Origin of the sequence: Stenotrophomonas sp. 57, from assembly GCF_030291075.1 — a bacterium.
In the GTDB taxonomy this organism is placed as follows: domain Bacteria; phylum Pseudomonadota; class Gammaproteobacteria; order Xanthomonadales; family Xanthomonadaceae; genus Stenotrophomonas.
Map to the genome: position 1 here is coordinate 568,327 of NZ_CP127407.1, position 26,217 is coordinate 594,543.

General features: G+C 64.2%; 23 protein-coding genes. 10 read left to right on the plus strand and 13 right to left on the minus strand.

The features are described from left to right. Positions 1-46: 46 nt before the first annotated feature. Positions 47-1,174: a PilT/PilU family type 4a pilus ATPase gene (locus QP512_RS02540; RefSeq protein WP_043398800.1), complete on the minus strand. Its 1,128-nt coding sequence runs from the start codon at positions 1,172-1,174 to the stop codon at positions 47-49. Between the two features lie 121 nt (positions 1,175-1,295). On the opposite strand from QP512_RS02540, the gene QP512_RS02545 reads away from it, so the two are divergent. The 10 genes from QP512_RS02545 (at position 1,296) to QP512_RS02590 (ending at position 13,099) form a co-directional block, all read left to right on the plus strand. Next, complete coding sequence (locus tag QP512_RS02545) at positions 1,296-1,661, plus strand: DUF4398 domain-containing protein (protein WP_019660954.1); 366 nt, start codon at positions 1,296-1,298, stop codon at positions 1,659-1,661. Beyond that, the gene (locus QP512_RS02550; RefSeq protein WP_286070860.1) at positions 1,658-2,542 is read left to right on the plus strand and encodes a hypothetical protein; all 885 of its coding nucleotides are present in this window, start codon (positions 1,658-1,660) and stop codon (positions 2,540-2,542) included. The genes QP512_RS02545 and QP512_RS02550 overlap by 4 nt, the downstream gene beginning before the upstream one ends. Positions 2,543-2,866: 324 nt before the next feature. After that, complete coding sequence (locus QP512_RS02555) at positions 2,867-3,103, plus strand: YdcH family protein (RefSeq protein WP_005407964.1); 237 nt, start codon at positions 2,867-2,869, stop codon at positions 3,101-3,103. 300 nt (positions 3,104-3,403) lie between these two features. Continuing rightward, positions 3,404-4,774, plus strand: a complete 1,371-nt coding sequence (locus QP512_RS02560) for a pyridoxal-phosphate dependent enzyme (protein WP_286070861.1) — start codon at positions 3,404-3,406, stop codon at positions 4,772-4,774. A gap of 123 nt (positions 4,775-4,897) precedes the next feature. Then, positions 4,898-6,082, plus strand: a complete 1,185-nt coding sequence (locus tag QP512_RS02565) for a cystathionine gamma-synthase (protein WP_286070862.1) — start codon at positions 4,898-4,900, stop codon at positions 6,080-6,082. Further along, the gene (locus QP512_RS02570; protein ID WP_343229530.1) at positions 6,079-6,933 is read left to right on the plus strand and encodes an ABC transporter permease; all 855 of its coding nucleotides are present in this window, start codon (positions 6,079-6,081) and stop codon (positions 6,931-6,933) included. Before QP512_RS02565 ends, QP512_RS02570 begins: the two co-directional genes overlap by 4 nt. Next, a complete protein-coding gene (locus QP512_RS02575) occupies positions 6,923-8,263 on the plus strand; it encodes an ABC transporter ATP-binding protein (protein ID WP_253143399.1) in 1,341 nt (446 codons plus the stop codon). The genes QP512_RS02570 and QP512_RS02575 overlap by 11 nt, the downstream gene beginning before the upstream one ends. After that, positions 8,260-9,672 carry a class I SAM-dependent methyltransferase gene (locus QP512_RS02580; RefSeq protein ID WP_286070863.1) on the plus strand — a complete coding sequence of 471 codons (1,413 nt, stop codon included), beginning with the start codon at positions 8,260-8,262 and terminating at the stop codon, positions 9,670-9,672. Before QP512_RS02575 ends, QP512_RS02580 begins: the two co-directional genes overlap by 4 nt. 113 nt (positions 9,673-9,785) lie before the next feature. Beyond that, on the plus strand, positions 9,786-12,053 hold the full coding sequence (locus QP512_RS02585; protein WP_286070864.1) for a glycosyltransferase family 2 protein: 2,268 nt from the start codon (positions 9,786-9,788) through the stop codon (positions 12,051-12,053). Positions 12,054-12,163: 110 nt separating this feature from the next. Next, a complete protein-coding gene (locus tag QP512_RS02590) occupies positions 12,164-13,099 on the plus strand; it encodes a methyltransferase domain-containing protein (protein ID WP_286070865.1) in 936 nt (311 codons plus the stop codon). 12 nt (positions 13,100-13,111) lie between these two features. Here QP512_RS02590 and QP512_RS02595 read toward each other — a convergent pair whose 3' ends face one another. The 12 genes from QP512_RS02595 to QP512_RS02650 form a co-directional block, all read right to left on the minus strand. Next, complete coding sequence (locus QP512_RS02595) at positions 13,112-14,494, minus strand: hypothetical protein (protein ID WP_286070866.1); 1,383 nt, start codon at positions 14,492-14,494, stop codon at positions 13,112-13,114. Then, positions 14,491-14,892: a GtrA family protein gene (locus QP512_RS02600; protein WP_286070867.1), complete on the minus strand. Its 402-nt coding sequence runs from the start codon at positions 14,890-14,892 to the stop codon at positions 14,491-14,493. Before QP512_RS02600 ends, QP512_RS02595 begins: the two co-directional genes overlap by 4 nt. Further along, positions 14,889-16,190, minus strand: coding sequence for an NAD(P)/FAD-dependent oxidoreductase (locus tag QP512_RS02605; RefSeq protein WP_286070868.1), 1,302 nt, complete (start codon positions 16,188-16,190; stop codon positions 14,889-14,891). The genes QP512_RS02600 and QP512_RS02605 overlap by 4 nt, the downstream gene beginning before the upstream one ends. 72 nt (positions 16,191-16,262) lie before the next feature. Then, on the minus strand, positions 16,263-16,793 hold the full coding sequence (locus tag QP512_RS02610; RefSeq protein ID WP_286070869.1) for a GtrA family protein: 531 nt from the start codon (positions 16,791-16,793) through the stop codon (positions 16,263-16,265). Then, complete coding sequence (locus QP512_RS02615; RefSeq protein WP_286070870.1) at positions 16,790-18,913, minus strand: hypothetical protein; 2,124 nt, start codon at positions 18,911-18,913, stop codon at positions 16,790-16,792. The genes QP512_RS02610 and QP512_RS02615 overlap by 4 nt, the downstream gene beginning before the upstream one ends. Before the next feature lie 13 nt (positions 18,914-18,926). Next, positions 18,927-19,871, minus strand: coding sequence for an NAD-dependent epimerase/dehydratase family protein (locus QP512_RS02620; RefSeq protein ID WP_286070871.1), 945 nt, complete (start codon positions 19,869-19,871; stop codon positions 18,927-18,929). Between the two features lies 1 nt (position 19,872). After that, positions 19,873-20,604: an SDR family oxidoreductase gene (locus tag QP512_RS02625; RefSeq protein WP_286070872.1), complete on the minus strand. Its 732-nt coding sequence runs from the start codon at positions 20,602-20,604 to the stop codon at positions 19,873-19,875. A gap of 2 nt (positions 20,605-20,606) precedes the next feature. Beyond that, entirely contained in the window at positions 20,607-21,920 is a 1,314-nt protein-coding gene (locus tag QP512_RS02630; protein WP_286070873.1) for an FAD-binding oxidoreductase, read from the minus strand. Beyond that, entirely contained in the window at positions 21,917-23,335 is a 1,419-nt protein-coding gene (locus tag QP512_RS02635) for a UbiA family prenyltransferase (protein WP_286070874.1), read from the minus strand. Before QP512_RS02635 ends, QP512_RS02630 begins: the two co-directional genes overlap by 4 nt. Before the next feature lie 112 nt (positions 23,336-23,447). Then, positions 23,448-24,431, minus strand: coding sequence for a lysylphosphatidylglycerol synthase transmembrane domain-containing protein (locus QP512_RS02640; protein WP_286070875.1), 984 nt, complete (start codon positions 24,429-24,431; stop codon positions 23,448-23,450). Further along, positions 24,431-25,369 (minus strand): electron transfer flavoprotein subunit alpha/FixB family protein, encoded by a 939-nt coding sequence (locus tag QP512_RS02645; protein ID WP_286070876.1) that lies wholly within the window; start codon positions 25,367-25,369, stop codon positions 24,431-24,433. Before QP512_RS02645 ends, QP512_RS02640 begins: the two co-directional genes overlap by 1 nt. After that, positions 25,369-26,115: an electron transfer flavoprotein subunit beta/FixA family protein gene (locus tag QP512_RS02650; RefSeq protein WP_057496707.1), complete on the minus strand. Its 747-nt coding sequence runs from the start codon at positions 26,113-26,115 to the stop codon at positions 25,369-25,371. Before QP512_RS02650 ends, QP512_RS02645 begins: the two co-directional genes overlap by 1 nt. Positions 26,116-26,217 lie beyond the last annotated feature (102 nt).

Below are 26,217 nucleotides of genomic sequence, written 5' to 3' on the forward strand. Positions count from 1 at the left end.
TCGTTTGTGCCATGAACGACTTGATCCCCCGCGTCCCCTTTCCAGGTCAGAACCCGTGGGTGATGCTCGGCGCGCCGGCCGAGAAATCCGCGTACGGATCGTGCTCGCCGCTGCTGCCTTCGGACAGGCGGAACTTCAGCGCCAGGCCATCGCGCGAGTCGGCCGCGCGCAGGGCCTCCTCCTGCTCGATGGTGCCGGCCTTGGCCAGCCGGAACAGGCACTGGTCGAAGCTCTCCATGCCTTCCTCCAGCGAGCCTTCCATCGCCGCCTTGATCTCGTGCACCTGGCCACGACGCAGCAGGTCGCGGATCATCGGCGTGTTGATCAGCACTTCGGTGGCGGGCAGGCGACGGCCTTCCTTGTTCTTCACCAGGCGCTGGCTGATCACCGCCCGCAGGTTCAGCGCCAGGTTCATCAGCACGTTCTTGTGTGCGCTTTCCGGGAAGAAGTTGAGGATGCGCTCGATGGTCTGGTCGGCGTTGTTGGAGTGCAGGGTGGCCAGGCAAAGGTGGCCGGTTTCGGCGAAGGCGATGGCCGCCTCCATCGTTTCCGCATCCAGGATCTCGCCGATCAGGATCACGTCCGGCGCTTCACGCATCGCGTTCTTCAGCGCGTTGTGGAAGGCATGGGTGTCCAGCCCGACCTCGCGCTGGTTGACGATCGACATCTTGTGCTTGTGCAGGTACTCGATCGGGTCCTCGATGGTGAGGATGTGACCGGTGGTGGTGCTGTTGCGGTGGTCGATCATCGACGCCAGCGAGGTGGACTTGCCGGAACCGGTGGACCCCACCACCAGCACCAGCCCGCGCGGGGTCATGATGACGTCCTTCAGCACCTGCGGCAGGTTCAGCTCTTCAATGCTCGGAATGCGGCTGCGGATGGCACGGATGACCATGCCGACCTCGCCACGCTGCTTGAACACGTTGACGCGGAAGCGCCCGGCATCGGGCAGGGCAATGGCCATGTTGAGCTCCAGCTCGCGCTCGAACTGCGGTACCTGGCCTTCGTCCATCAGCGAGTAGGCGATCTTCTTGACCATGCCCGGCGGCAGGCCGGTGTTGCCCAGCGGATAGAGCTTCCCCTCGATCTTGATGTAGACCGGCGCCCCGGTGGTCAGAAACATGTCCGAAGCGTTCTTTTCGGTCATCAGCTTCAGGAAGTAGCCGATATCCATTGCGAATTTTCCCCAACGAAACGGCCGACGCCCGTTGCCAGCACGGTGTCGGCTTGACGACAATGGCCGTGAACCGACAACCGGTACGGCCTCCCCAATGAAACGACTTAGCTTCGCACGAATGCGCCATGGCCTGTATGTGATGGCGTTTGCATTCGCACTGTCTGCCCCCGCCTGGGCGCAGGACGCTGCCCTGGAACTGGCGCAGGCCCGGCAGGCGGTCGACAAGGCCACCCAGGCCGACGCCGATCAGTACGCCCCGGACCTGATCGGGCTGGCCCGGCAGGGGCTGGAGCAGGCCCAGCGCGCCGCCGGCGACCGCCGCGAGCGCAAGAACGCCCCGGCGATGGCCCTGCGCGCCGCCGCCGATGCCGACCTGGCCCGCGTCCGCAGCGAGGAAGCCACCGTATCCGCGCAGCTGCAGCTGCGCCGCAACGAGGTCAACCAGCTGCAACGCCAGCTGTCGACCGGGGAGGACCGCCGGTGAAGCCGATGACCGCCGCAACCCTGGCCGCGCTGCTGGCGCTGCCGACCCTGGCCGTGGCCGCCGACAACCCGATGGTGGCGCAGCTGAGCCAGCGCCTGATGGCGATCCAGGCCAACCCCGATACCGCTGAGCTGGGCGCGTTCGAGCGCATGCAGGCCCAGCAGGCCATCGCCACCCTGGACAAGGCCAAGCGCCGCGACCAGGAGCTGGCCACCTACCTGGCCGAGCGCCGGGTCGAGATCGCCGAGACCGCCGTGCGTACCGCGCTGGCTGCCCGCGAGGTCGACCGCCTGGAGCGGACCCGCAGCGACCTGCTGATCGAGGCCAGCCGCCGCGATGCCGCCCGCGCCCGCCAGGAAGCCGAGCAGCTGCGCATGCAGGCGCAGATGCAGGCCGAAGAGGCCGAGCGCCTGCGCCAGGCCGCCGAGGCCGAGACCCTGGCCCGCCAGGACGCCGAGAACGCCCTGACCAGCGTGGCCGGCAAGCAGCAGCAGCGCCTCAGCGCCGCTCAGCAGAACGCCGCCAAGCTGGCCCGCGAGGAAGCCGAGCTGGTGTCCGGTCAGAAACTGCCGGCCTCGAAGTTCGATGGTCGCGGCGAGGTCTTCACCTTCCGTGGCGATGCGTTTGCCGCCGGCGCCTCCAGCCTGTCCGGCGGGGCCCGCAACCAGGCCAAGGCGTTGGCCGAATACCTGAACATCGGCAAGAAGGGCCGCCTGCGCATCGAGGCCTACGACAACGCGAACGGCGTAGGCCAGAAGCGTGCCGAAGCGCTGCGCGATGCCCTGGTCGCGGCCGGTGTCGCGAGCAACCGGATCCAGCTCGCCGGCAAGAAGGCGGCCTCCACCCAGGCGCGCTCGGCCGAGGTCATCATCGCCCCGTAATTGCTTGATATTGTTTGTTTTTCGTTGTGATGAGCATTCAGCCTGAACCCCGCCCCGGCGGGGTTCGGTCTTTTTGACGCAGGGGTCTTGTACCCCGCCTTGAGCAGGCGTAGGGTCAATCGTCCGGGACGCAATGCCGCGGACCGGACGATGGGAGGGCCGGGCCGATGCAAGCAGGGCGCGAACCGCAGCAGATCGACGTGCGCAGGCCAGTGCCGCAGGTCGTTGCAGGCGTCCAGGTGGCCATCGACCGGCGCTCCTCCATGAACAACGCCCCGTGCCTTGCGGACGGGGCGTTCGTGTATCTGTCGAAGGAGGTCCATCATGTTTGAAGATCAGCCCCAGAGCGAGATCGACGCCCGTCGCGCGCGTGATCCGGAGTTCAGGGCACTCCATGACCAGCACCGCAAGTTGAACAAGAAGTGCATGGACGCGGAGTTGGGTGTACTCCCGATCGATGATGTCACCCTGGGTCGCATGAAGCGTGAGAAGCTGCTGGCCAAGCAACGACTTCTGCGAATGTACGAAACACCGCTCCCAACGACGTCCCCCACGCTTTGACGCACCCCGTCACGCCCGGAACGGCGTGACCCGGCCATCGATGGCCCCGCCGGGTGCTCCTGCCCCGGCATCGCGGCACCGCCGATGAGGCGGCCGCGCCAAGGCACCACAGGCGGTGGTGCCTTGGCCTGCAGGCGCAACTCACCGATGCGGGCGGTACCGGTCTCCTCGTCGATCCGGGGCCGTCCGCATCCCTTTTTGCGGGCTTGCGGCCCGTCTCCGCGCCGACCTGACATTCATCGCCATCCGACGGATAATCATCGGTCCGGCCCTGCGTGGCGCGAATCGAAAGTCCTCCGAATGCCCATTCATTCTTCCGTCCTCGAACTCATCGGCCAGACCCCGATCGTCAAGGCCCAGCGCCTGGACACCGGCGTCTGCGAGCTCTACCTGAAGCTCGAAAGCGCCAACCCGGGCGGATCGATCAAGGATCGCATCGGCCTGTCGATGATCGAAGCGGCGGAGAAGCGCGGGGACCTGAAGCCCGGCGCGACCCTGGTCGAGGGCACCGCAGGCAACACGGGCCTGGGCCTGGCGCTGGTCGCGCAGCAGAAGGGTTACAAGCTCATCTTGGTCGTTCCCGACAAGATGAGTCGCGAAAAGATCTTCAACCTGAAGGCGATGGGCGCCGAAGTACGCCTGACCCGTTCGGACGTAGCCAAGGGCCACCCGGACTACTACCAGGATCTGGCCAAGACCATCGCCGAGCAGACTCCAGGCGCCTACTTCATCAACCAGTTCGGCAACCCGGACAACCCGGCCGCACATGAATTCGGTACTGGCCCGGAGATCCTGGAGCAGATGGGCGGCGATCTGGACGCCATCGTGTTCGGCTGCGGCAGTTCCGGCACCATGACCGGCCTGTCGCGCGCGTTCGCCACGCTGTCGCCGAAGACCGAGCTGGTGCTGGCCGATCCGGTCGGCTCGATCCTGGCCGAGTACATCAACGAGGGCAACCTCAACGACAAGTCCGGCAGCTGGCTGGTGGAAGGCATCGGCGAGGATTTCCTGCCGTCGATCTCCGATTTCAGCCGGGTGAAGAAGGCCTATGCCATCACCGATGCGGAGAGCTTCCACACCGCGCGCGAACTGCTGGGCAAGGAAGGCATCCTGGGCGGCTCGTCCACCGGCACCCTGCTGGCCGCGGCACTGAAGTACTGCAAGGAGCAGACCACGCCGAAGAGGGTGCTGGTACTGGTCTGCGACACCGGCAACAAGTACCTGTCGAAGATGTACAACGACTACTGGATGCTGGACAACGGCTTCCTGCAGCGCCCGCAGCACGGCGACCTGCGCGACCTGATCCTGCGCCCGTATGGCCAGCGCGACACTGTCGTGATCGGACCGAACGACCTGCTGACCACCGCCTACCAGCGCATGAAGCTGTACGACGTCTCGCAGCTGCCGGTGATGGACGGCGACCAGCTGGTCGGCATCGTCGACGAAAGCGACGTGCTGCTGCACGTCTATGGCGATGAGGCGCGTTTCCGCGACACCGTGGCCACCGCCATGGTCAGCAAGCTGGACCGGCTGGACGTGAAGTCGCCGATCGAGGCACTGCTGCCGGTGTTCGACCGCGGCCAGGTGGCGATCGTGATGGACGGCGACACTTTCCTGGGCCTGATCACCCGTATCGACCTGCTGAACTATCTGCGCCGCCGCGTGCAGTAAGCCGCTGATCGCAGACGTTCGCTGCTGAATCCCGGTTTATCCGCGTCAAAGGTCGTTAAGGCCGCGCTGGTAGACTTCCGCACCTTCGATGGCGCCGCGTGTCGGCGCCCCTCAGGAAAGAACATGTCCAACGCTACTTCCCAGGATCGCGCCCTGGCCCTGGCCACGCTGGCCATCCACGGCGGCCAGTCGCCCGATCCCAGCACCGGCGCGGTGATGCCACCGATCTACGCCACCTCGACCTATGCCCAGTCCAGCCCGGGCGAGCACCAGGGCTTCGAGTACTCGCGTACCCACAACCCGACCCGCTTCGCCTATGAGCGGTGCGTGGCGTCCCTGGAAGGCGGTACCCGTGGTTTCGCCTTCGCTTCGGGCATGGCGGCCAGCTCGACCGTGATCGAACTGCTGGACGCCGGCAGCCACGTGGTGGCGATGGACGATATCTACGGCGGCAGCTTCCGCCTGTTCGAGCGCGTGCGTCGCCGCACCGCCGGGCTGGACTTCAGCTTCGTCGACCTGACCGACTTGGCCGCGTTCGAGGCAGCCATCACGGCAAAGACGAAGATGGTCTGGATCGAGACCCCGACCAATCCGATGCTGAAGATCGTGGACATCGCTGCGGTGGCCGCCATCGCCAAGCGCCACGGCCTGATCGTGGTGGTCGACAACACCTTCGCCTCGCCGATGCTGCAGCGCCCGCTGGAACTGGGCGCGGATCTGGTCCTGCATTCGGCCACCAAGTACCTCAACGGCCATTCGGACATGGTCGGCGGCATGGTGGTGGTTGGCGACCACGCCGAACTGGCCGAGCAGATGGCTTTCCTGCAGAACTCGGTGGGTGGCGTGCAGGGCCCGTTCGACAGCTTCCTGGCCCTGCGTGGCCTGAAGACCCTGCCCCTGCGCATGAAGGCGCACTGCGCCAACGCGCTGGCCCTGGCCCAGTGGCTGGAAAAGCATCCGGCGGTGGAAAAGGTTATCTACCCGGGCCTGCCGTCGCACCCGCAGCATGAGCTGGCGACCCGCCAGATGGGCGGCTACGGCGGCATCGTCTCGATCGTCCTCAAGGGCGGTTTCGAGGCGGCCAAGCGTTTCTGCGAGAAGACCGAACTGTTCACCCTGGCCGAGTCGCTTGGTGGTGTTGAAAGCCTGGTCAACCATCCGGCGGTGATGACGCACGCCTCGATTCCCGTCGCGCGCCGTGAACAGCTGGGCATCAGTGATGCGCTGGTAAGGCTGAGCGTGGGTGTGGAGGAGCTGGGGGATCTGCAGGTGGATCTGGAACGGGCGCTGGGCAGGGCTTCTGAATGAGCGAGCAGATCGTTCGCATCACGCCGGCGGGCCGCAGTGCACGTGACCGACTGCTGACGGGGCCGTTCTCTGCGTTGGGCGTCCATCGCTCGCTGACGCGGGAAATGACCCAGCGTGATATCCGCGGTCGCTACCGTGGGGCCAGCTTCGGCCTGTTGTGGTCGCTGATCAGCCCCTTCATGATGCTGTGCGTCTACACACTGGCCTTCGGTTACATCCTGAAAAGCCGTTGGCCCGGCGCATCCGGCAATATGGGCGAGTTCGCGATGATCCTGTTCGCCGGCCTCATCGTGCACGGTTTCTTCGCCGAGGTGCTGACCCGCAGCCCCAACCTCATCGTCGGCAACAGCAATCTGGTCAAGCGGATCATCTTTCCTCTGCATCTGCTGCCCTGGACAGCGGTTCTTTCGGCGTTGTTCCACCTGGCGGCCAACACGGTCGTGTACTTGGTCATCAGTACGCTGCTACTGCGCGATCCGCACTGGACGGTCGTCCTGCTGCCGGTGGTGGTGCTGCCGTTGGTGATGCTGGCCGTGGGGGTGAGCTGGATCCTGTCCGCGCTGGGCGTCTACCTGCGTGACGTCGGCCAGGTCATGGGCGTTGTCTCCACGGCGATGCTGTTCCTGTCGTCGGCCATCATTCCGGTATCCACCCTGCCGGCGCAGTTCCAGTTCGTGTTCAAGATCAACCCGCTTACGTTCATCATCGACCAGGTGCGCGAAGTGGCGTTCTGGGGGCGCCTGCCTGACTGGAGCGGTTTGGGACTGTATGCGTTGATGGCGCTGGCTGTGATGTATCTGGGTTTTGCGTTCTTCGAGAAAACCCGTCGAGGATTTGCTGATGTCCTTTGAGATGAACGACGACGCGGTCATCCAGGTCAGTGGTATTGGCAAGTGCTACCAGGTCTACGACAAGCCGTTCCATCGGCTGATGCAGGGCCTGGTTGGCGGCGGCAAGCGCTACTACCGTGAATTCTGGGCGCTGCGTGACGTCGCCTTCGAGGTCAAGCGTGGCGAGACCCTGGGCATCGTCGGCCGCAATGGCTCGGGAAAGTCGACATTGCTGCAGCTGATTGCGGGCACCCTGACCCCGACCAACGGCGAAATCGCAGTACGTGGGCGCGTTGCTGCGCTGCTTGAACTGGGCAGCGGCTTCAATCCCGATTTCACCGGGCGCGAGAACGTGTATCTCAATGCCTCGATCCTCGGCCTGAGCAAGGAGCAGATCGACCAACGTTTCGAGCAGATTGCCGAGTTCGCCGCTATTGGCGAGTTCATTGAACAGCCCATCCGCAATTACTCCAGCGGCATGGTGATGCGCCTGGCATTCTCGGTGATCGCACACGTCGACGCCGATATCCTGATCATCGACGAAGCATTGTCCGTCGGCGATGCATTCTTCACGCAGAAGTGCATGCGTTTCCTGCGTGAGTTCAAGCAGCGCGGCACGCTTCTGTTCGTCAGCCATGACGGTGGCTCGGTCACGGCGTTGTGCGATCGGGCGATCTGGCTCGACCAGGGCAATCTGCGCCAGTCGGGCGAGCCCAAGGAAGTGATGGACGCCTATCTCGAGGCCTTTATCGCCGACCGCGAAGGCCGTACCGGCAGTGCACGCCCCGAGCCCGCGGCGCGTACGCCGGTTGCCAGTCGCGTGCGTGACAAGCGGCTGGATCTGATTGATCGCAGCCAGCTCCGCAACGACATCACAGTGGTCGAGTTCGCGCCCGTTGATGGTTTCGGCGAGGGCAAGGCAAAGATCGAGGATGTCTGCCTGTGCGATATCGATGGCCGACAACTGCCGACGATCGTGGGTGGCGAGACGGTTCGCCTGGAGATCGTGGCGCATGCCAGTGAGGACCTGCCGCATGCCATCGTCGGCTTCTACTTCAAGGACCGGCTTGGGCAGTTGCTGTTCGGTGACAACACCGAGACCGCACGCATCGAGGGTGACCTGGCGGTCAGCGCGGGCGAGCGTTTCCGTGCGACTTTCGTGTTCCAGATGCCGCGCCTGCAGCAGGGCGATTACTTCATCACCGCCGGCGTAGCGTCCGGTTCCCAGCATGAGCACGTGATCCAGCACTGGATCCACGAAGCACTTGCGTTGCGTTCCCTTGGACAAGGGCTGCCGGTCGGCATCATCGGTATCCCGATGCATCAGATTGAATTGGAGAGAGTGTCGTGACAACCGAATTCCGCCTGCAGGATCATCCGGTGATCTTCCTGAAGCCGCATATCACCCATCCTTACGCCTGGGTGGGACACATTCCCTTCATGTATGTCCTTGCGGACCTGCTGCGTCCGCGCAGCTTCGTGGAACTGGGTACCGATTCGGGCAACTCGTTCCTGGCCTTCTGCCAGGCAGTGAAGGCGCTTGGCCTGCAGTCGCAGACGCATTGCTACGCCGTCGATTGCTGGAAGGGCGACGAGCATGCCCGCTTCTACGGCGACCACGTCTACCGCACGCTTTCGGCGTACCAGAAGCCGCGCTATGGCGAATTCTCCACGCTGGTCAAAGCCTACTTCGACGAGGCGCTGGACCAGTTCGAGGACGGCAGTATCGACCTGCTGCACATCGACGGCCTGCACACCTACGAAGCCGTCAAGCATGACTTCGAGACCTGGCTGCCCAAACTCAGTTCTTCGGCGGTGGTGATCTTCCACGATAGCGCCGTACATGATCGCAATTTCGGCGTGCACACCTTCATGGGCGAGCTGCGCGCGACTTACGAAGTGTTCGAATTCAACCACAGCAACGGCCTGGCCGTCGTACCGGTCGGCGCCGACGTGCCCGAGGCGTTCAAGGCGTTCATGCGCGAGGCGCTGTCACGCCCCGAGGCGACGCGCGCGATCTTTGAAGCCGCTGCGGCCGCCCTGCTGGATCCGGAAACCGGCATGCCTTCCGGTGGTGCCGATGCGGTGGAGCATTCCATCGAATGCCTCATGTACTACCGCAACGACGGCCAGATCTTCGAAGAGACGCGTTCGCTGTCGATCATCCACGCGGGGGGGGCGGATGCTACTTTCGAATTCGAGTTCCCGGCAGGCCAGCGCCCGCAACACGTCCGCGTGGACCCGGCAAGCCTGCCGGGTACCTATCGCCTGGTGACGGTAGGGCTGCGCGCGGGCGGGGCGACGATGAATCTGTTCGCCGAGCCGGGTGCGCCGCGCTTCGTCGTCAACGGCGACGTGCTGCCCAGTGCCATCCAGGAAGGCATCCGTTTCGTCAGCCTGCACAACGACCCTTACGTGGAGGTCGACCTGCGCGGTGTGTGGGAGCAGCTTGGCAATGATGACCAGGCCGGCACCGTTGTGGTCGACGTGGCCTATGAGGACGTGGTGACCTCCCCGGCACTGCAGGCCGTAGCCGTACGGGCTGCCCAGGCGATCCAGCAGCTGAAGGACACGCTGCAGCGCAAGCGCGAGGAGAGGCCGCTGGCTCAGCTCTCCAGCACGGTGCGCGCCCAGCACGCCGTGCTCGAGCAGCAGCTGGCGGCGCTGGTGCAGTCGCAGTCCAATCTTGAACAGCGACTGGCTGAATTGGCAGGTAGATCACAGCCAACCGGTCCGAATGGCGACACGTTGCACACCTAGCTTGCTGTATGCATGACGGCCAGCCGTCATGAAGATCAGTTTGCCGGAGTAGCGGGCGATCGCGATTGCCCCGCCGCAGGCGCTCTGGCGCGGCCATACAGACAGGGAATGACATGATTGAACTTCAGTTGCAACCGATCAGCGGCGTAACGTTGGGTGCGGTCGATTCAAACGGGATGGTTGAGCTGAATGCGTTCGGCGACGACCCGCAGTGCCGTCTGATCGCTGTGGACGGCAACCCGGTTGAAGGGGGCTGGTATGAGCTCAGCTTCGTCGTTGAGAAGGTTGGGGCACGGATGGTGGATCCCGTGCTGTACGTCGACTGTGGTGCAGGCATGACCGAAGCGGGGCGTGTACCTGTGCACGTTGCGGCCGGCGCCGACGGCGTGTCACGCACCCTGGTGCCACTGGCCGGGCGGCTCGTCGAGCTCCGTTTCGACCCGTCCATCGGTCCCTGCACGATTCGCATCGGTCGCTTCGCGATGCGCCGGGTAGGCCAGGCACACGTGGCCCGTACCATGTTCACCGAAGTACTGAACAGCCAGCGCGGACGCCGCGCGAAGCTGCGGTTCGCCCTGGACAGCCTGCGCTCGCTTCTCACCACGGGACGCTCGGGCCTGGGTGGATTCCTGCGCTTGCGCTACAGCGCCATCGCCCTGCACAGCGCCTTCGACTACGACGCCTGGGTCGCTCTGTATGGTGCCCTGGCCGCGCCGGAGCGCGGTGAGATCGAAGCCTGGGACAGGAAGCCGACGTTCTCGATCGTGGTTCCTACCTACAACACGCCCGAGAAGTGGCTGCGCCGATGCGTGCAGACGGTGATCAACCAGAGCTACCCGCACTGGGAGCTTTGCGTGGCCGACGATGCGTCGCCCAAGCCGCATGTGGTGGCCGTATTGAAGGAGCTTGCTGCAGCAGACCCGCGTATCAAGTTCGTGGTGCGCGAGCAGAATGGTCATATCTCCGCGTCCTCCAACGACGCCTTGAAGCTGGCGACCGGCGACTACATCGTGCTGCTCGACCACGACGACGAGCTGCATCCGCATGCGCTGTATGAGATGGCCAAGGCGTTCCGGGCCAATCCCTCGTGGCAGATGGCGTTCAGCGACGAAGACAAGATCGACGAGAAGGGACGCCGCTTCGACCCTTATTTCAAGGCTGACTGGAACTACGATCTGTTCCTCTCCCACAACTGCATCAGCCATCTTGGCGTGTACGCCCGTGGGTTGGTGGAACAGGTCGGCGGCTTCCGCCTTGGCTACGAAGGCAGCCAGGATTGGGATCTGGCGCTGCGCTGCATCGAGACGCTCGATGACAGCCAGATCGGTCACGTGCCGCACGTGCTTTACCACTGGCGAGCCATTCCGGGATCCACCGCGCTTGGCCCCGGCGAAAAGACTTACGCGCACTACGCAGCGATGAAGAGCATCCAGTCGCACCTCGATCGCATTGGTCGTGACGCCGAGGTGCTGGATATCCCGAACTTCTCGGGCAACTATCGCGTCCGCAACCGGCTGCCGACGCCCGCGCCGCGGGTTTCGCTGATCATCCCCACGCGTGATCGCGCCGACCTGCTGCGCATGGCGGTGACCTCCATCCTGGAAAAGACGGATTATCCGGATTACGAGATCATCATCGTCAACAACCAGTCGGTCGAGGCCGACGCACTGGAACTGTTGCAGACCCTGCAGCAGGACCCGCGGGTGAGCGTGATCGACTACGACGCACCCTTCAACTATTCGGCCATCAACAACCTGGGCGTTTCCAAGGCCACCGGCACGATCGTTGGCCTGCTGAACAACGACATCGAGGTCATCTCCAGAGACTGGCTTACCGAGATGGCCAGCCAGGCGGCCCGCCCGGAAGTGGGCGCAGTGGGGGCCATGCTCTATTTCCCCAACGACAGCATCCAGCATGCTGGCGTGATTCTCGGTTTCAACGGGGTGGGCGTGCATGCCTATGCCGACCGGCCGCGGGGTTGGGTGGGGATGATGCTTCGCGCCCGCCTGCTGCAGAACTTCTCGGCAGTGACCGCCGCCTGCCTGCTGGTGCGAAAGTCCGTCTATGAGCAGGTTGGAGGGCTGGATACCGCCCTGCAGGTGGCCTACAACGATCTGGACTTCTGCCTGCGCGTGCGCGAGGCCGGCTATCGCAACCTGTGGACGCCTTATGCCGAGCTCTATCACCATGAGTCAGCCAGCCGCGGCAGTGACATGGAGGGCACCAAGCGCGAGCGCTTCGACCGGGAAGTGGCGCTGGTGATGTCGCGCTGGTCTTCGGTGATCGAAGCCGACCCGGCCTACAACCTCAACCTGGCGGCCACCGGGCATACGTTTGATCTGGCATTTCCGCCGCGGCACGGGCATATTGGCCCACGCTAGGAGAGTCCCCCGGTGGTCCGGAGAGGGGCTTGTGCTTGACCAGCGGGCGCCCTCGGGCGCCCTTGCTTCATGTTTTCGGTGCGTTTTCGTGCAGAGAAATGGAGGTGGCGATGGCAAGTCGTGGCGACTGGATGCAGGCGGGACTGGATGAGAACGGGCTGGCGCTGGAGATCGCGCCCCTGGACAAGCCGGTACTGACGCGGGCGAACTGGAACGTGCGTTACGCCGACCACCTGGATACGGCGGGCTTGATGCACAAGTACGCCAGCCATGAGACGGTGGACAAAGAGGCGATCCAGACCGTCAACTACGTCGTCGGCGCAGAGGGGCTTGCTGCCGCCGTGGGTGCCGACCGTTTCAGCGCGGTGATCTCTTCGCACGTGCTTGAGCACGTGCCCAACCCGATACGCTGGCTACTGGATATCCATGCCATCTGCACGGATGGCGGTGCCGCCGTGTTCGCGGTTCCCGATCGTCTGCGCTGTTTCGACAGCCTTCGCCGGCCGTCAGTTGTTGCCGATTGGCTGGGGGCCTATCTGGAAGATGCCTGGCGCCCTTCTCCACGTAATGTCATCGACGCGCTTCTGGGCGAATGCTCGTGGCAAGGGCAACTCACCTGGGAAGGAGAACCTTCGTCCGAGGCGCTCCGCCACAACCGGCAACCGGCGCTCGCGCTCGAAATGGCCCGGCAGGCAGTGGCGTCAAGCGATTACTACGACGTGCACTGCTGGGTGTTCCAACCTGCTGAATTGTTCGACATCTTCCATTCGCTGGCGGTCCTGGATCTCTTCCCCTTCATCTTCGGCGGCTTCCGCGGTACCGAAGGCAACGAGTTCCTGTTCCGTCTGGTGCGCAACGACGCCAGCTCCTGGGAAGATCGGCTGGGAAGCCTGCCGCTGTCCAGGGCCGGCCGCGCTGCCGCACTCCCGGGAGACTTCAGCGTGGCCGCCTATCTGGCAAACAACCCGGACCTGGTAACGGCCCGGGTCGATCCCATTACCCATTGGCTGGAGTATGGCCGCCACGAAGGGCGCCGCCACGCTTGACGCGACCGGTCCTCAGTGGACCGGCGCAGGTTGCTGGGCTTGGGCGGGCACCACCTCGACGAACAGCGCCCCACGCAACGCCGGGTCATCCAGCAGGGTCTTGAGCCGCTCCGCACTGGGATAGGGGATGTGCTGGTATTCCACCTGCAGGGCGGACGGGTCATTGCTGGTCAGGTAATGCAGGACATTGCGCTGCTGGATCTGCCCGAGCGCTGCGCGTTCCCTGACCGTGGCCATGTCTGCGGGCACGTGGCGCAACATGCCCCCGGTGAAGGTAATGGCGAACGCGGCAGCCACCAGCACCGCACCAGTACGCACCACCGACGGGCGAGCCGCTGTCCGCACCAACTGGATGGCAAACCAAGCGTTGCCGAACAGGCCGGGAATGAACAGTTCGGTATAGCGCGAGGTGGGCGTTTCCATGCCATGGCCACGACCATAGGCAATGGCCGCGCCCTGCAGCGCAGACCAGATGCACAGGCCGGCCATCACCAGTTCGCTATGGGTGGCCCGACGGCGCAGCAGCATGCGCGAGATCACCAGGACCGACGGCAGCCATAGCGCCACCACGGCCAGGTGGAACCGGGACACCGGCCACCCCAGCACGTGGCTGACAGCATCGATGAACTCCAGTGCGCCCTGCGCCTGCAGCGTGCGGTGCTCGGGAATGACCGGGATGGCCAGGTAGGCGGCTGCCGCGATGGCGGCGAGCACGATCACGGCGCTCAGCGCGGGCCAGCGACGGCCGGGCAGGCAGATGCAGGCCAGCACGTAGGTGGCGCCGACGGCGACGGGGGTGAGCATGCCCGATGCCATCGTCAATGCGGCGAAGATGCTCAGCGTCACCGCGCCAGCGATTGCGATGATGTTCTCGTGCTGGCGGGCGGCCAGGCCCACTGCCAGCAGGCTGGCAAGGATCAGGAAATAGAACTGGCTCTGGAAACCGACGAGGATGTTCTCCCAGGCGAAAGGCAGCACGGCCGTTGCCAGTGCCATCACCACCAGGAGCCAGTTGAGGCGCGACCGCCGTTCATCGCGCAGCGCGTGCCAGACCAACAGGCCGGGAATGAAGCAGTACACCAGCGCGCTGACGCGTGCTTCGTACATGTTGTTCCACTGGCCGGTCACCAGATAGCTGCCCAACGTGACCAGGCGCGTCGGCAGGATGCGGTGCTCGTTATGGGTACGGATCAGGTCTGCCCATTGCAGGGTGCCGTCGATCCAGGGCTTGAGCAGGAAGGCTGCTTCGCCGTCCCACTGGTCCCAGTAGGGTACCGGTACGGCATAGAGCTGGATGTACAGCAGCCTGGCCACCAGGGCCAGCAACGCCACGCCGACGGCGATGGTGACGGCCGAGGGGGCATTACGGCGTTCCACGTGCATGGAAGTGGTCATGGATGCTTCTCGCGGAAAGTGAGCGCTTTGTGACCCACATAACTGGTGAATACCGGCACGGCTACACCCACCGCATGTGCCAGGGTTTCCGGGTGGAAGGTCATGCCAACAGCGGGGAACAGCCAGCGCGCGAGCACGAGGCTGACCACCAGCGTCTGTACGACCGCCAGCAGGTTGATCACAACGAACCATGCCGCCTGGTGGTGTAACGGGTTGCTGGATGCTTCGAACACGAAGCGGCGGTTCAACAGGAAAGCGGTCACCATGCCGATGCAGTACGCGACGATGATTGCGGCCGCATATGGCATGACCTGGCTCAGCAGGATGCGTGATCCGAAGTTCGCCGCGGCGGCGATACCGCCTGCGACGATAAACCGCAGGAACTGCGGACTGATCATGCCTTCAGCACTTCTTCGACGAGGCGATCGGCTGCCTGCAGGCTTTCCGAGATCGAGCGGTCCTCGGGGTAGTAATAGGCAGTATCGGCCATGAAGAAACCGCTCACCGGAGTGCGCATCGCCGGCAGCATGTCCTGGAAGCCGGGCGGGCAGATGGTCTGTGCGAACTCATAGCGGTGGCAGTGGGTGGCAAGGACCCAGTCGCGCTTGAACTGGGGATTCAGGCGCGGCAGGTAACCCAGCACTTCCTCGATCAGCTCGGCGTTGGATGCCTTCCACTTGGAGTGGGTCTTGGGCATGTAGAACGGTGCATACAGGATCTTCTGCCCCGGGTGCTCGCCGGGATTGAGGTTGCTGTACTCGATGACGCCGGGAATGGCGATGCCCGGATCACTGATGTTCATCCAGAAGTTCTCGCTGACCGCATGCTTGAGCTTGAGGATGACGCACGCCACGGGAATGTTCTCCACGGCGCGGATCTGCGCGCGGAAGTCTTCCGGCAGGCCGGGAACCATGGCGGGAACATACTGGATAGGGGCGGTGGACACCACGCCGTCGTAGGCGGTGAAGGTGTCACCGGTCCGGATGCCGGTCACGCGGCCGCCTTCACTGACCACTTCGTCGATGCCCTGTGACAGGAAGATGCGGCCACCGCGATCCAGGATGTCCTTCTCCATGCGGTCAAGCAGCGTCATCGAGCCACCTTCCAGGTAGCCCAGGCTTTCGTTCATCAGGTTGCGGCGCGACAACGCGATGCGCTTGATGCGCGTGCCGATCCAGCTGGCGGACAGGTTGTCCTTGTACTCGAAGAACTTGAGGCGGAAGGCGTCCTTCCACATCACGTTGTAGGCCTTCTCGCCGATCCAGCGACGGATCCAGGTACCTGCTTCTTCCTTGTCCAGCGCCGTCCAGTCCTTGATGCCCTTGGTGTACATCACGTGCAGGGCGTAGCGGAACTTGCTGATCGGCCCCAGGTGCGGGAAGCCGAGCAGCGCGAACGGCGTGCCCCACTTGAAGAGGCGGCCGTTGTAGAAGTAGCCCATCTTGGTATCGGTCCACTTCAGCGTGTGGCCCAGGCCATAGCGTTCCAACAGGGCGAACAACGGGTCGTCGGTCTTGCAGATGAAGTGGTAGTAGCGTTCGATGGAAAGGCCTTCGAAATCGAAGGCCGCCGACATGCCGCCGATGCGGTCGTCACGCTCATAGATATCGACTTGGTGCCCCGCGTCGAGGAGGCGGATGGCGGCCATCAGGCCCATCGGGCCTGCGCCGATGACGGCATAGCGCTGCTTACTCATTGGTTTGACCTGAATGCTGGAGTCTGTAAGGGATGCTGACACGTGTCTGCCTTGTCTGATTGCGCGACCGGGTCAATCCGGGCGGCCGGCCTTTCCGTCGAGCTTCGATTCGGAGAAAGTCCAGTACTTGTGGATGATGAAACTGGTCACCGCCAGAGTGGAGAGGGCGACGGCATGTCCCATCGTCTCGGCGACAGGAACGGGCAATCGCGTTGCCCACTCGATGAGCTTGAAAAACGCGTTGCTCAGCAGCGCAGTCTGCAGCAGGCCGATCACGTTCACGACGAAGAACTTGCCCAGCTCCGTGCTGCGCGCCTGGCCGCGGAACACCAAGCGTTTGTTCAGTGCATAGGCCGCAAGCGTGCTGAAGAAGTACGACACAACGACTGAGGCGGTGTAGCCCATGAACTGTGCAAACAGAAGGCGCAAAGTAACGCCGAGGACAGCTGAGGAGCCGCCGGAGACGAGGAACAGCAGGTAGCGGCGACTGAAAAAGTCGCGCAGGAGACCGCCGCTCGGTGCTTCATTCGGCCTGTCAGTGGAGCATCCGTCTGCGGGCGGCGGCGAAGGTGAGCGTTTCTTGTCAGGTGCAGAGTAGCTCACTGCAGTGCTCCTTCACGGGTGCAGTCGGCGGGGGAGTAATACAGCAGCATGGTCGGACTGTGATACACGTTGAGCGTGCTCACGGGAACCTCGTCGAAATCTGACGCCATGCGCGCGACCAAGCGGAAGCCACGCTGTTCGAGTTGGTGATAGTAGTTTTCGGACCAACCGTCGTTGTAGTGAATGCCTTGATAGAGTACGCACTCCCCAGCGGGCTGTGGGAAGGCAGACCCCATGATGTCAGGGAAGCCGATCTGTCTTACTCCAGTCGCACCGAAATCACGCACATAGCCGTTCAGCTTGCGGGCATGGTCACGGTCCATGGTCGACAGGCTCTCCGCAGAGAAGTGCGGAGCAAGGCGGCTTGTCACCGACAGCGCGGTCCAGCCGCAGATGGCCAGAACTGCAGCCAGGAGCAGTCTCAGCGCTGCAGGAATCCAGTTGCGCTCGGGCAGGATACGCAGCATCCAGTGCTCGATATTCGTCATACCGGCTACTGAAATCAGGATGAAGCAGGGCAGGAACGGGCTGAAGTTGCGCTCGAAGAACACATCCTGGAAAAGGAACGCCAGCAACGTGATGCCTGCGACCCCCCCAAGCGCGTACTTTGCTGGTGCAAGCAGCCCACGTGCATAGCCTGCCAAGTGCAGTGCCAGCAGCGGCAGCCCGATCGTTGCAGAGTAGTAGCCGGCAATCAGACCGATCTGCTTTCCCACCGAAGGCGATGGGAAGCCGTGCGGGGGATGGCCGCCGCCGTACTGGTTGTTCAATGCCTGAATGCCTGCGATGAACCCTCCGAGATCGACAACGATTGACGGTGATGCAATGCAGAATCCAGCGGTAAAACCGAGCGCCGACCACAGGCCATGTACCAACAGCGCCTTGATGCGCATCGCAACGCCATCAGAGCGTGGAAGCATGGGGATGGCGGATGCGATGCAGAACAGCAGGAAGATCACATAGGTGAACTTGATCGTGGTCAGTACGCCAGCAAGCAGGCCGATGCCAGCCATGAGCAGATGGCGGTGTCGTTCCCGAACGGGTTTGAGTGTAGCCAGTGCGAAGACCAGCGTCGCCAGCAGCGTACTCAGTGATTCAAGGCGCGCGTAGTGGGCGTCCTGGTAGAGCTGGGGGACAATGGCGATCAACGCCGTACCAATGACGGCGTACAGCGCATTGGTATGACGCAGGAGCAGCAGCAGGCACAAAGCCAGGGTTGCTGCCGCGCTCCAACGCGACAGATCCAGCAGATGCTTCAGCAGCGCAGGTTCACTGCTGAAGGACTCTGGCGAAAACACCTCGGCACTGGCGTAGGCAGCAAGGATGTATCCGGAGAAGTTGTAGCGGAAGTCGGCGAAGATGGGGAGATCAGCCTTGGCGAAATCCGTGTCAAGATCGCCGCGCTCGTGCATCCCTTCCATGACCTTTACCGGGATGGACTCGTCAGGATGGACCCAGATACCAGCAATGTCGCTCTGGTAAAGGTGTCCGCCGATCAGCACTGTCGCAAGCAGAGCTGTGGCTACAGAGACCCGGTTGATGGTGCTGGAAGGGTTGGAGGCCGCGCCTGCATGGCGTGCCAGCAGAGCCAATGCAACTGCAAGGCACAGCAGCGCTACCGCCACGCTGCGGGGTGCGTGTGCAGCCGGTCTTGCGGGAACCAGCCCAACGCCACCCCACTGTGCATGTTGATTGCCGCGGTCCTGGAGCGTAGCGGTCAAGTCAATGCTCTTCCATGGCTCGGGGATCTGCAGTGCTGCCGCAGTCCATCGCTCAGCTGGAGCCTGCTGCAGGTGGATGGCTGGGCTGCTGCCGTCGACCGGCTGCAGGGCAAGACTGACGTTTTCGCCGTCCACATAGCCGGAAACCACAAGGTCAAAGCTGTCCAGCGTGCCAGCGGGAATGCGCATGACAAGCGTGCCCGTGTCGGCGTCACCGATCTCGCAGTAGGTAATGGCTCCCTTCACGCTCGCGTTGGCCTGCAGGTACGGCGACGATGATGGCAGGCACCCCCCGTCGAACACCGCTGCGGAATCCGCTGCGCCCTGTGCCGGCAGCAATTTCCAACAGAGTGCCAGCGCGATGCAGATGATCGCGGCCACGATGGTAATGATGCGCATCCGTCGCCTTCCTTCAGCGTTGCAGAACAATGTGGCTGTAACGCTTGTCCGTGTAGCTTTCGCGGATAGCATCCTCGAACGGCGTCTGCTTCACGCCGAACACGGCCTCGGTGTCGATGCCCTTGAAATCATCGCCGGCGCTGAGTGCCTTCAGCTGGTCGGCGGTGAAGGGCGGCTTGGTGCTGAACAGGCTGTAGACCTTCAGCAGGAAGGCGAAGAAGCCGATCGGGATGTGCACGATCAACGTATGCAGCTTCTTCACCCGCTTGATCGTGCGGATGATGTCCACGTAGTCCACGCGGGTATCGCCCACGATGTCGAAAACCTCGCCATCGGGCTCGGTCTCGATGCACCTGGCGATGCAGCGGCAGAAGTCGCGTTCGTACAGCGGCTGGCGCATGAACCTGCCGTCACCGGGAATCGGGAACACCGGCGTGCGTGCCATGAAGCGCGACAGCCACCCCAGGTGCTTGGGGTCGAACCAGCCGAACATCAGGGTGGGGCGCAGTACGCAGTGGCGCTGGCCGCTGGCCACCACCATCTCTTCCTGCTCGCGCTTGGTGTTGGTGTAGTCATCCTTGGCCACCGAATTCACCACCGACGAACTGATGTGCACCATGTAGGGCACAGCAGCGTCCTGGGTCGCCTTCAGCACGTGGCCGGTGGCGGTGATGTTGTTGCGCACGAACAGGTCGGTGGTCTTGCCGGTGATCTGTGCATGCAGCTGCACCACGCAGGCCGCGCCGCTGAACTCGCCGGCCCAGCCGCCCGGTTCTGCCAGGTCGGCCAGCACCACCCGCACGTCCGGGTGCAGCTTCTGCAGGATGTCCAGGTTGTGCGCGTGCTTGTCGATGGCCACCAGCTGGGTATACCCCTGCTGCTTGAGCTCGACGATCAGGTTCTGCCCGACCAGCCCAGCGGCGCCGGTGATGACGATCTTGGCGTGCTTTTCGGTCATGTCAGAGCTTGATCCTGCGGAAGACGAATTCGGGAATGTTCTTGATGATCATCATGATCGCCCACCAGAAACCGGGCAGGTAGGCGACGGCCTTGCGCTTGCTGATGGCCTTGAGGATGCCGGCGGCCACCTTGTCCGGCGTTGCCCACAGCGCGCCTTTCTTGAAGGCGGCCGTCATCGGCGTATCGACGAAGCCCGGCTTGATGACCAGCACGTTGATGCCGGCCGGACGCAGGCGCTGGCCCAGGCCGCTCAGGTAGGCGGTCACGGCGGCCTTGGCGCTGCCGTAGAGGTAATTGCTGGCGCGGCCACGATCACCGGCCACCGAGGAGATCACCGCCAGACTGGCGCCGGACTGCAGGCGCTGGGCCAGCGCGGCCGCCAAGGCGATCGTGGAGGTGCCATTGGTGGCGAACTCGTGCAGCGACAGCTCGACCGATGCATCACAGGCGGCCTGGTCAGGCAGGGTGCCGTGGGCGATGAGCACCGTGTCCACACCGCCGAGGGTTGACCAGGCGTCATCCAGCAGCGCGCCATGCGCGGACAGGTCGTTCACATCCAGTACGCGGGTATGTACATGTGGGGCGCCGCGCACGCGCAGGTCGGCGGCGATGGTGTCCAACTTGCCGGCACTGCGGCCCACCAGGTAGAGCGCGGCGGCGCGTCCCGCGTAGAGGCGGGCGACGGATTCGGCGATGGCCGAGGTCGCGCCGATGATCAGGATCTTCTGCATGCTTACTCCATCACCCGGCGCCAGAAGCCGGATGAGAAACGGGGGTCGATGAAGCGGGAGAATGCTTCCCAGGCCGGGTAGGCCTGGCGGAACAGTGCACCGGACATTCGCGCGTCCTTGGCCGGATAGACCGCGCCACCGGCCTCGCTGACGATGCGATCCAGGCGGTCGAGCATCTTCAGCAGTTCCGGCCCGTCGTTGGGGAAATCCAGGGCCAGGGTAGTACCCGGGCGCGGGAACGACAGCAGCCCCGGCGAAGGGCGGTCGCCGAACTCCTTCAGCACCGCCAGGAACGAGCCGCGTCCACTGCGCGCGATCTCTGCCAGCAGAGCGGCGGTAGCATCACGGGCGACAGCAGGTGGGAGTACGCACTGGTGCTGCAGGAAGCCCCGTGGGCCATACATGCGGTTCCAGTGGTTGATGCCGTCCAGCGGGTAGAAGTAGCTCTGGTAATGCGACAGATGACGGGCACGGCGCGCGGGCTGGCGCCAGTAGTACAGCGTGTTGAACGGTCGCAGTGTGAGCCGATTGACCAGCGATACCGGCGGCACGATGGGCATGCTGCGGCGGGGTGCCGAACCTGGCGTGGCCGCCTGCGCATTGCCCGATGCGTGGTCGCCACGCAGGAAGTGGCCGCGGCCAAGTTTCGGCCCGCTGGCCAGGCAGTCGATCCAGGCGACGGTATATTCGAAATCGCTGGCCGATTCGCGCGAGAGCTCGAAGAAGGCGTCCAGGTTGTCGAAGCGGATCGATTCGGTTTCGATCCACGGCCCCGGCACGCGCCGCAGCTGCAGCTCGACCCAGGTGATGAAACCGGTCAGGCCGAGACCGCCGACGGTGGCGGCGAACAGGCCACTGTCATCGGCGGGAGTGAGCTGCTGGCGGGCGCCATCGCTGCGTAGCAGCTCCAGGCAGCGCACGTGGTGGCCGAAGGTGCCTGCGCGATGGTGGTTCTTGCCGTGGACGTCGTTGCCGATGGCACCGCCTACCGTGGCATATCGGGTACCTGGCGTGACCGGTAGGAACCAGCCGCTGGGCAGGGCGATCTCGAGGATCTGGGCCAGGGTGACGCCAGCCTCGCAACGGACGATGCCAGCGGCCGGATCGAAGCCGATGAAGCGGTCCAGGGCGCGGCTGGTCAGCAGCGAAGCGTCCGGGTTGAGACAGCTGTCGCCATAGCTGCGGCCATTGCCATGCGGAAGCACGGTGTCGCCTTCCGGCGGCAACGGTAGCGGCGACGCACGGTCGAGCACCGGGATGATGCGCTGCTCAACGCGCGGATAGCGTCCCCAGGACTGGCCGGGCGCTGCACTCATATTGCGATCAGCACGATCAGCACGCACAGCCCGATGACGATCTGGCTGCCGCGGTCCATGGCCGCGAACACGATGGGATCGTCATGCATGTCACCGCGGTGGGAGACGATCCACATCCGGCTGATCCAGTACAGCAGGATCGGGCACAGCAGCCACAGCAGCTTGGGATTGCTGTAGAGCTCCAGGCTTTCCGGGCTGTTGATGTACAGGGCGAACACCAGTACGCCGATGTAGCCGGCGGCTGCCCCCAGCGACTGCACCAGCGGCAGGTCCGCTACCGAGTAGCCACGGCCGATCGCCATTTCCTTGCCGCTGGCCAGGGCCGACGCCAGCTCGGTATAGCGCTTGAGCATGGCCAGGCTTAGGAACACGAACATCGAGAAGGCCAGCAGCCAGAATGACAGCTCGGAATTGATCGCCACAGCACCACCGATGATGCGCACCGTGTACAACGCAGCCAGCAGCACGACGTCGATCATCACGATGCGCTTGAGCTTGAGCGAATAGCTCAGCGTCATCACGTAGTAGCACAGCAGCACTCCGGCGAAGACCGGACTGCAGGCCAGGGCCAGGGCGAAGCCGGCCAGGGTGATCAGTGGTGCGACCAGCAGGCCATGCAGCAGCGGCAGCGTACCCGCCGCGAACGGACGTCTGCGCTTGCGCGGATGCATGCGGTCCGGGGTGAGGTCGAGCAGGTCGTTGAGCAGGTAGACGCCCGACGCGCACAGGCCGAAGGCGAGAAACGCCGTGCCCGCATCGATGATCGAGGCGATGTCGAAGAACCGATGTGCGGTCAGCAGCGGCACCAGCACCAGCAGATTCTTCAGCCACTGGTAGATGCGCAGTGCCTTGATCCAAGTGATCAGCCCGCCGTTCTGCGAGGGCAGGTGGGCCAGCACCTCGGTCTGCTTCGCCGCCGCGCTGGCGAGCGCGGCACCGTTGTTGACCACGATCGCGCCACCGGCATGCGCCCAGACCTTCAGGTCAACCGTGCCGTTGCCCATGTAGTCGAAGCCTCGTTCGCCGAAGCGCGCCGCCAGTGCCTGCCCCTTGCTGCTGCCGGACAGGTTGGTCTGACCATCGCTGGCCATTACTTCCTCGAACAGGCCGAGGTGGTCGGCAATGGGTTGCACCAGCAGTCTGTCCGAGGCGGTGCACAGCACCCTCGGGCGCTGGGTGGTGGTGCGCAGGATCTCCAGCACGCGCTCGTCGTACGGCAGGGTCTCGGCCGGCAACTGCACGCGGGAGGCCAGCTGGCGTTTCACGTAGGCTTTGCCCCGCAGTAGCCAGAAAGGCACCAGGAAAATGTACAGCGGGTTGTTCGCCAGCAGCGCCAGCAGGGACTCGTAGAGGATGTCCGAGCGCAGCAGGGTGCCGTCAAGATCGACGCAGAGCGGGCGGTTGGAGATCGTCACAGCGTATGTGCTCCGGGGTGTACTGCGTCGAAATGCTGCATTGCTGAGCCCTATGTTTCGCTGTTGACCAAATGGATGATAATTGAAGGTGGTGACGGGGTCAGTACGCGCATCAGCGCCCGGTCGCAGCTGCCAGGGCGCGGGATTCCAGCGTGGCCATGGCCAGCATGCCCACCAGCACCGCCAGCCACAGACTGACCAGCCGGATGCCGATGGCAATGGCCAGTGCCGCTTCCGAGCCGACGCCGCAGGTCACCAGCATCAGCACGATGGCCGCTTCGGTGGTTCCGACGCCGCCGGGCACGAAGGACAGTGCACCGATCAGCATCGCCATGGGATAGATGCCCAGCAGCAACGGAACCGGCACGGTGATGCCCGAGCTGTGGCACAACCATGCGAATGCAACCGCCGTCAGCAACCACGCCACGCTGCCCCAGCCCAGGCTGCCCAGCAGAAGACGGACCCGGAGCAGGGGGCCCAGCGCGGTTCCACCGTCGATGAGGAAGCCCGCCGCCCGTCGCACCGGCGCGCCGGGCAGCCGCGTGGCCAGTCCGCGCGCGGACCGCGCAAGCGGGGGCCAGCAGCCCAGGGCAAGCAGTGCCAGCAAGAGCATAAGAATGATCAGCGCCAGCAGGCCGAACGCCGGAACCAGGGTGGCCGCTCCGATCGACAGCAGGGTGATGACCAGCAGGTCGCAGCCCCGTTCGAAGATGAACGTCGTCAACGTGGCCCGGGGCGGAATGCCTTGCCAGTTGAAGTAGCGGATCCGCAGCAGTTCACCCGCCTTGCCGGGTGATGCCGTGAACGCGAAACCGGCGAGATAGGCGACCAGACCCTGCCGCCAAGCGTGCACAGGATGGCCCTGTGCCGCGAGTACGCTGCGCCAGCGCTGGTACCGGCAGACATAGCCGACCAGGACCAGGACGGCGCAGACGGACAGCGGTACCGCCATTTTGGCCAATTGCGACAAAATGTTCCGGTCGCGATCGAGGTACCACAGCGCCGCCAGATAGACGACTGCAATGGCGGCGACCCAGATGCCCGCACGCCCTCCGCGTGCCGGCTGAACCGGCACCGGAGGGCGACGGTTGGCCATTAAAGCGCCTTTTCCAGCTCCGGCAGGATCGCAAACAGATCCCCCACCAGGCCGATATCGGCAATCTCAAAGATCGGCGCATCGCCGTCCTTGTTGATCGCGACAATCGTGCCGGCATCCTTGATGCCGGTCAGGTGCTGGATGGCACCGCTGATACCCACAGCCACGTACAGTTCCGGCGCGATGATCTTGCCGGTCTGGCCAACCTGCAGGTCGCTGGGCACGTAGCCGGCATCGACCGCAGCGCGCGAGGCACCGACGGCGGCACCGAGCTTGTCAGCCAGTTGGAAGATGACCTTGAAGTTCTCTTCCGAACCGACACCACGACCACCGGAAACCACGCGCTTGGCGCTCTGCAGGTCCGGACGGTCGCTGGCACCGGCGGCCAGGCCGACGAAGCGGGTGTGGGTTGGCAGCGCGGCGTCGACGCTCGCCGCTTCAATGGCGGCGCTGCCGCCCTGGGCGGCTTCCGGCCACGACGCGGCACGCACGGTGGCAACCACGGTCTGGTCGGCTGGGGCTTCCACGGTGATGATCGCGTTGCCGGCGTAGATCGGGCGCTTGAAGGTGTGGCTGCCTTCGACGGTCATCAGGTCGGAGACCTGGTTGACGCCGAGCAGGGCGGCCACACACGGCATCAGGTCCTTGCCGAAGGTGGTCGACGGGCCGAACACGTGGGTGTAGCCCTTGGCCAGCTGCGCGATCTGCGGCGCCAGCACCTGGGCGATGGCCTGCGCGTTGGCGGCGTTGGCCACGGTCAGGACCTTGGCGACGCCGGCGATCTTCGCGGCTTCAGCGGCGACGGCGGCCGGATCGGCGGCCAGCACCACCACATCGATGCTGGCACCGCTGATGGCAGCGGCGGCGCTGACGGTCTTGGCGGTGGCGGCGTTGAGCTTGCCGTCGTGGTGCTCGGCGATGACGAGAATCTTGCTCATTACAGCAGCCCCTTCTGCTTGAGTGCGGCAACCAGTTCGGCCGCGTCCTTGACCATCACACCCTTGCTGCGCTTGGACGGCGCGGCGTAATGGGTGGTCTTGAAGGTGTCGGCGGCTTCAACGCCCAGATCGGCCAGCTGCAGGGTCTCCAGCGGCTTGGCCTTGGCCTTCATGATGTCCGGCAGCTTGATGAAGCGCGGCTCGTTCAGGCGCAGGTCGGTGGTGACCACGGCCGGCAGGTCCACTTCCAGCGTTTCCAGGCCGGCGTCGACTTCGCGGGTCACCGTGGCCTTGCCATCGGCAATCTCCAGCTTGCTGGCGAAGGTCGCCTGCGGGCGGCCCCACAGCGTGGCCAGCATCTGGCCGGTCTGGTTGGCGTCATCGTCGATGGCCTGCTTGCCGAGGATCACCAGGTCCGGCTGTTCCTTCTCGATCAGCTTGAGCAGGGTGCGCGACGCAGTCAGCGGCTGGATGGCCTGGTCGGTGACGACGTGAATGGCACGGTTGGCGCCCATGGCCAGACCGTTGCGCAGGTGCGCCTGGGCATCGGCCGGGGCGATGGTCGCAACCACCACTTCGCTGGCAATGCCCTTGTCGCGCAGTCGCAGGGCTTCTTCCAGAGCGATTTCGTCGAAGGGGTTGGGGGACAGCTTGACGCCGTCGGTGACCACGCCAGAGCCGTCCGGCTTGACCTGGATGCGGACGTTGTAGTCCACCACGCGCTTGTACGCGACGAGGATTTTCATCTGCTGCTCGATCCTTGTAGTGCCGGCCACTGGCCGGCTCACAGTTGCGGAGAACGCCCGGTTCTGGAACAGCAACCGGTTCGGGGGTGGGATCCCGATTCT